The 634-nt window shown below is 48.6% G+C and carries 1 protein-coding gene; it reads right to left on the bottom strand.

Annotation, left to right across the window (positions count from 1 at the left end):
• Positions 1-634, bottom strand: a 634-nt coding sequence (locus tag KP705_RS16040) for a hypothetical protein (RefSeq protein WP_215764958.1), incomplete at both ends; no start/stop codon positions are given.

Below are 634 nucleotides of genomic sequence, written 5' to 3'. Positions count from 1 at the left end.
CATGTACCGCAGATACTTCCCCTTATTCGGGAGAATGTTATCAATCCAATAGGTCAGCTCATTCCTCAACTGGCGACGCTCAGCAACAGCAACAGCAGGAATGAACATGATATGCCTAAACTGTTCATCCATCTGCTTAGCTAATCCAGACAGCAAACCCACCTTGAAAAAGGTGCCATCCTGCTTCTTACGCCTAGACGGAATCCCCAGMCCTTCAAGCCTGTCAGCAATGCGATCAGATTGAAGCCTTATGGCCTCATCCCTGCCAATGCGTTCAAGATGTTTAAACACATCAACCTTGTTCCCACTGTTGCGACKAAGAAGCTCATAAAAACCTATCCGAGAAGATGACTCACACCCATTCTCAGACGGTCCTGCATCAAAAATCTCTCCGCGTGATTCCTTCGCTTCCTTAACCTCTGGAACGTATTCTAAACCACCAGCAGGAAGCCTGAAGCGTCGCCTGTCTTCCTGTTCCGAACGACACGCAAAACGCAGATTCTCATCAGCAGAATAATCCCGAGCTATAAGCCCAAGGTGCTTGCAGTCAGCAGATATCAGCCAGCAGATATCATCAACAGACCACCCCAGATGGAACACATGCCCAAGCCATGAACGAGGATAATACCCCCCA

This window comes from Gluconobacter sp. P1D12_c, from assembly GCF_018812105.1.
GTDB lineage: Bacteria > Pseudomonadota > Alphaproteobacteria > Acetobacterales > Acetobacteraceae > Gluconobacter > Gluconobacter oxydans_A.
The sequence above is the reverse complement of the archived record's forward strand: the minus strand, read 5'-3'. Positions and strand labels throughout refer to the sequence as shown.